This is a genomic window from Mycobacterium sp. 1245852.3, from assembly GCF_001669335.1.
Lineage (GTDB): Bacteria > Actinomycetota > Actinomycetes > Mycobacteriales > Mycobacteriaceae > Mycobacterium > Mycobacterium europaeum_A.
In genome coordinates this window covers 1-4,693 of sequence record NZ_LZLL01000061.1, presented here as the reverse complement: position 1 = coordinate 4,693, position 4,693 = coordinate 1, and the positions used below count along the sequence as shown (strand labels likewise).

General features: G+C 64.3%; 8 protein-coding genes and 3 tRNA genes. All 11 read left to right on the top strand.

What is annotated here, in order from left to right; translation table 11 throughout:
• Nucleotides 1-9: 9 nt before the first annotated feature.
• Nucleotides 10-82, top strand: a tRNA-Thr gene (locus tag A9W96_RS02770).
• A gap of 52 nt (nt 83-134) precedes the next feature.
• A tRNA-Met gene (locus tag A9W96_RS02765) sits at nt 135-208 on the top strand.
• A gap of 45 nt (nt 209-253) precedes the next feature.
• Nucleotides 254-421 carry a 50S ribosomal protein L33 gene (rpmG, locus tag A9W96_RS02760; RefSeq protein WP_003898538.1) on the top strand — a complete coding sequence of 56 codons (168 nt, stop codon included), beginning with the start codon at nt 254-256 and terminating at the stop codon, nt 419-421.
• Nucleotides 422-496: 75 nt separating this feature from the next.
• Nucleotides 497-949, top strand: coding sequence for a (3R)-hydroxyacyl-ACP dehydratase subunit HadA (gene hadA / locus A9W96_RS02755; RefSeq protein ID WP_369806957.1), 453 nt, complete (start codon nt 497-499; stop codon nt 947-949).
• Nucleotides 936-1,364, top strand: coding sequence for a (3R)-hydroxyacyl-ACP dehydratase subunit HadB (gene hadB, locus A9W96_RS02750; protein ID WP_065156429.1), 429 nt, complete (start codon nt 936-938; stop codon nt 1,362-1,364). Before hadA ends, hadB begins: the two co-directional genes overlap by 14 nt.
• A 3-nt stretch (nt 1,365-1,367) precedes the next feature.
• The gene (gene hadC / locus A9W96_RS02745; RefSeq protein ID WP_066869205.1) at nt 1,368-1,868 is read left to right on the top strand and encodes a (3R)-hydroxyacyl-ACP dehydratase subunit HadC; all 501 of its coding nucleotides are present in this window, start codon (nt 1,368-1,370) and stop codon (nt 1,866-1,868) included.
• Nucleotides 1,869-2,012: 144 nt separating this feature from the next.
• Nucleotides 2,013-2,085, top strand: a tRNA-Trp gene (locus A9W96_RS02740).
• Between the two features lie 95 nt (nt 2,086-2,180).
• Nucleotides 2,181-2,630, top strand: coding sequence for a preprotein translocase subunit SecE (gene secE / locus A9W96_RS02735; protein ID WP_066881176.1), 450 nt, complete (start codon nt 2,181-2,183; stop codon nt 2,628-2,630).
• A gap of 61 nt (nt 2,631-2,691) precedes the next feature.
• Nucleotides 2,692-3,504, top strand: a complete 813-nt coding sequence (gene nusG, locus A9W96_RS02730; protein ID WP_067137811.1) for a transcription termination/antitermination protein NusG — start codon at nt 2,692-2,694, stop codon at nt 3,502-3,504.
• Between the two features lie 46 nt (nt 3,505-3,550).
• Nucleotides 3,551-3,979: a 50S ribosomal protein L11 gene (gene rplK, locus A9W96_RS02725; protein WP_003873569.1), complete on the top strand. Its 429-nt coding sequence runs from the start codon at nt 3,551-3,553 to the stop codon at nt 3,977-3,979.
• Between the two features lie 126 nt (nt 3,980-4,105).
• Nucleotides 4,106-4,693, top strand: a 588-nt coding sequence (gene rplA / locus A9W96_RS02720; RefSeq protein WP_067137808.1) for a 50S ribosomal protein L1, incomplete at its 3' end; no start/stop codon positions are given.

Genomic DNA, 4,693 nt, shown 5'->3' with positions numbered 1-4,693 from the left:
GGGTGCACGGCCCCCTTAGCTCAGTCGGTAGAGCGTTTCCATGGTAAGGAAAAGGTCAACGGTTCGATTCCGTTAGGGGGCTCGGCGGACGCCGAGCAGGCGTGGCGGCCCCGACCCCACAAGGGGTGGCCAGAGGCGATGTAGCTCAGTCGGTTAGAGCGAACGACTCATAATCGTTAGGTCGCCGGTTCGAGTCCGGCCATCGCTACAACACAACAGCAAAGCTTTATTCAGGAATTGAGAGAGAACCGTCATGGCTTCCAGTACCGATGTACGGCCGAAGATCACCTTGGCATGTGAGGTGTGCAAGCACCGCAACTACATCACCAAGAAAAACCGCCGGAACGACCCGGACCGACTGGAGCTGAAGAAGTTCTGCCCCAACTGCGGTAAGCACCAGGCGCATCGGGAGACACGCTAGCGGCCACCCGCGGGCGTTTACTCCGATTGACTAGGTAGTTTAAGAATCGTGCCGTTAAGTTCAAGCCTGGTGGGGATGCACTATCGCTACCCCGATCATTACGAGGTGGAGCGGGAGAAGATCCGCGAACACGCGACGGCCGTGAAAAACGACGACGCCTGGTACTTCGAGGAAAAGGCGGCCGCCGAACTCGGCTACAGGGGTCTGATCGCGCCGTTGACGTTCGTCTCCGTCTTCGGCTATCAGGCGCAGACAGCCTTCTTCAAGCACGCCAACGTCGCCGTCCAGGACGCCCAAATCGTGCAGGTCGACCAGGTGCTGAAGTACTTCGCTCCGCTGGTGGCCGGGGACAAGCTGTACTGCGACGTCTACGTGGACTCGATGCGTGTGTCGCACGGCACCCAGATCATCGTCACCAAGAATGTCATCACCAATGAAGCCGGTGACGTCGTGCAAGAGACCTACACGACCCTCGCGGGCCGTGCCGGCGAGGATGGAGAAGAGGGATTTTCTGATGCCACTGCGTGAGTTCAGCTCGGTGAAGGTGGGTGACCTATTGCCGGAGAAGACCTACCCGCTGACCCGACAGGACCTGGTGAATTACGCGGGCGTCTCTGGTGACCTGAACCCGATCCACTGGGACGACGAGATGGCCAAGGTCGTCGGCCTGGACACCGCGATCGCGCACGGCATGTTGACCATGGGCATCGGCGGCGGCTACGTGACCGCGTGGATCGGCGACCCCGGCGCCGTGACCGAGTACAACGTGCGGTTCACCGCCGTGGTGCCGGTGCCCAACGACGGTAAGGGCGCCGAGCTGGTCTTCAATGGCCGGGTCAAGTCCGCCGACCCCGAGACCAAGTCCGTGACCATCGCGCTCACCGCCACCACCGGCGGCAAGAAGATCTTCGGCAGGGCCATCGCGTCCGCGACACTCGCGTAGGCTATGGCGCTCAAAACAGACATCCGGGGGATGATCTGGCGCTACCCGGACTACTTCGTTGTGGGGCGGGAACAACTGCGCCAGTTCGCGCTTGCCATCAAGAACCGCCACCCGGCCCACTACGAGGAAGACGCCGCCGCCGAACTCGGCCACGACGCGATCATCGCGCCGCTGACCTTCGGGACCATCTTCGCCAAGCTGGTCCAGCTGGATTTCTTTCGGCACGTCGACATCGGCATGGAGACGCTGGTGATCGTCCAGGTCGACCAGCGGTTCGTGTTCTCCAAGCCGATCAAGGCCGGCGACAAGCTGTGGGCCCGCATGGACATCCTGTCGGTGGACGAGCGTTTCGGCGCCGACATCGTCGTCACCAAGAACATCTGCACCGACGACAAGGGTGAAGTGGTCCTGGAGGCCTACACCACGCTGATGGGCCAGTACGCCGACAACTCCGCGAACCTGCGCTGGGACCCGGACTCCGGTCAGGTCGTCAGAACGGCGTAATTAGTATCTGACTCTCGCGTCGATGTACACTCGGTCCTCGGGGTTTTCCCAGCATTAGCGCGCTTTCCGTGAGTCGAGCAATCGGAAGGCGCGCGTGTCATGTAAGCCCCGGTAGGTAAGCGCAGGTTGGCCTGCCAACCGCGAAGGGGCGTAGCTCAACTGGCAGAGCAGCGGTCTCCAAAACCGCAGGTTGCAGGTTCAAGTCCTGTCGCCCCTGCTAATGGCGAACGTCCTGGCATGGTGGACACTGGAAGAAGGTTCCCACCTTCGGCGGGATGGTTCGCGAGTGACTAGCAGACAAAGGAGCATGCGGTGAGCGACGAAGGCGATGTTGCCAACGACGCCGCAAGCGACGGCACTGACAAAGAGGACGGCCGCGCGAGCGGCGGTCGGACGGCGGTGGTGACGCGGCCACAGCGCCCCACGGGCAAGCGGTCCCGGCAGCGGGCGGCCGAGGCCGGCGAGGACGCCGTATCGCCGGACGACGTCGAAGCCGCGACGCCGGAGAAGACCAAAAAGGGCGCCAAAGCCAAGAAGGCCGCCAAGCCCAAGAAGGCCGGCGACCACCGGGTCAACCCCTTCGTGTTCGTCTACAACTACCTCAAGCAGGTCGTTGCAGAGATGCGGAAGGTCATCTGGCCCAACCGCAAGCAGATGCTCACTTACACCTCCGTTGTGCTGGCTTTCCTGGCCTTCATGGTGGCGCTGGTCGGCCTGGCGGATTTCGGCCTGACCAAGCTGGTGCTGCTGGTGTTCGGCTGAGCGAGTGACGCCGCTTTTGTATGTGACGCCGCTTTTGAATGTGACAGAGAGGACTCAAACCGTGACTACCTTCGACGGTGACCCGTCCGCGGGTGAAGCGGTCGACCTGAAAGGGACCGACGAGGCCGCCGAGGCGCAGGCCACGGACACCTCTGCGGCCGCCGAGGTCACCGAGGCGACTGCGGACCAAGCTGTCGACGAGACGGCCGAGGCCACCGAGGCGCCCGAGGAGCCGGCCGAGGACGAGGACGTCGACCCCGCCGTCGCGCTCAAGGCCGAACTGCGCTCCAAGCCCGGCGACTGGTATGTGATCCACTCCTATGCGGGCTACGAGAACAAGGTCAAAGCCAACCTCGAAACCCGTGTGCAGAACCTCGACGTCGGCGACTACATCTTCCAGGTGGAGGTGCCCACCGAAGAGGTCACCGAGATCAAGAACGGCCAGCGCAAGCAGGTCAACCGCAAGGTGCTGCCCGGCTACATCCTGGTGCGCATGGACCTGACCGACGACTCGTGGGCCGCGGTGCGCAACACCCCCGGCGTCACCGGGTTCGTCGGGGCCACCTCGCGTCCGTCGGCGCTGACCCTCGACGACGTGGTCAAGTTCCTGCTGCCGCGCGGCGCGACGAAGAAGGCCGCCAAGGGTGCGGCCACCACGGCGGCCGCCGCCGAGGTCGGCGGGCTGGAACGTCCGGCCATCGAGGTCGACTACGAGGTCGGCGAATCGGTGACGGTCATGGACGGCCCGTTCGCGACGCTGCCCGCCACGATCAGCGAGGTCAACGGCGAACAGCAGAAGCTCAAGGTGCTGGTGTCCATCTTCGGCCGCGAAACCCCGGTCGAATTGACCTTCAGCCAAGTCTCCAAGCTCTAACCGGCGCATACGCCGGGCGTAAACCAGGAAGGAACAGCACAATCTCATGGCCCCGAAGAAGAAAGTCGTCGGGCTGATCAAGCTTCAGATCCAGGCGGGGCAGGCCAACCCGGCGCCGCCGGTCGGGCCCGCGCTCGGTCAGCACGGCGTCAACATCATGGAGTTCTGCAAGGCGTACAACGCCGCTACCGAGAACCAGCGCGGCCAGGTCATCCCGGTGGAGATCACGGTCTACGAGGACCGCAGCTTCACCTTCGCGCTCAAGACGCCGCCCGCCGCCAAGCTGTTGCTCAAGGCCGCCGGCGTGGGCAAGGGATCGGCCGAGCCGCACAAGAACAAGGTGGCCAAGGTCAGCTGGGATCAGGTCAAGGAGATCGCCGAGACCAAGAAGGCCGACCTGAACGCCAACGACATCGACGCGGCCGCCAAGATCATCGCCGGCACCGCCCGGTCGATGGGTATCACCGTCGAGTAACACCAGCACCACCACCGTGGGAGGGCCAGCTTCGGCCCGCCGTCGGACGACGATGCAGGCCGGCAACGGCCTGAGGAGGAGTCCGACACAAGACAACCACGACCCAACATCGGATTGGATGAATCAATGAGCAAGAACAGCAAGGCATATCGCGCCGCCGCCGAGAAGGTGGACCGCGACAACCTCTACTCCCCGCTGGAGGCGGCCAAGCTCGCCAAGGAGACGTCGTCGAGCAAGCAGGACTCGACCGTCGAGGTGGCGATCCGGCTCGGCGTCGACCCCCGCAAGGCCGACCAGATGGTCCGCGGCACGGTCAACCTGCCGCACGGCACCGGTAAGACCGCCCGCGTCGCCGTGTTCGCCGTCGGCGACAAGGCCGAGCAGGCGCAGGCCGCCGGCGCCGACATCGTCGGCAGCGACGACCTGATCGAGAAGATCCAGGGCGGCTGGCTGGAATTCGACGCCGCGATCGCGACCCCGGACCAGATGGCCAAGGTGGGTCGCATCGCCCGGGTGCTCGGCCCCCGCGGCCTGATGCCGAACCCCAAGACCGGCACCGTGACCCCCGATGTCGCCAAGGCCGTGGCCGACATCAAGGGCGGAAAGATCAACTTCCGGGTGGACAAGCAGGCCAACCTGCACTTCGTCATCGGCAAGGCCTCGTTCGACGAGAAGGCGCTGGCCGAGAACTACGGCGCCGCGCTGGACGAGGTG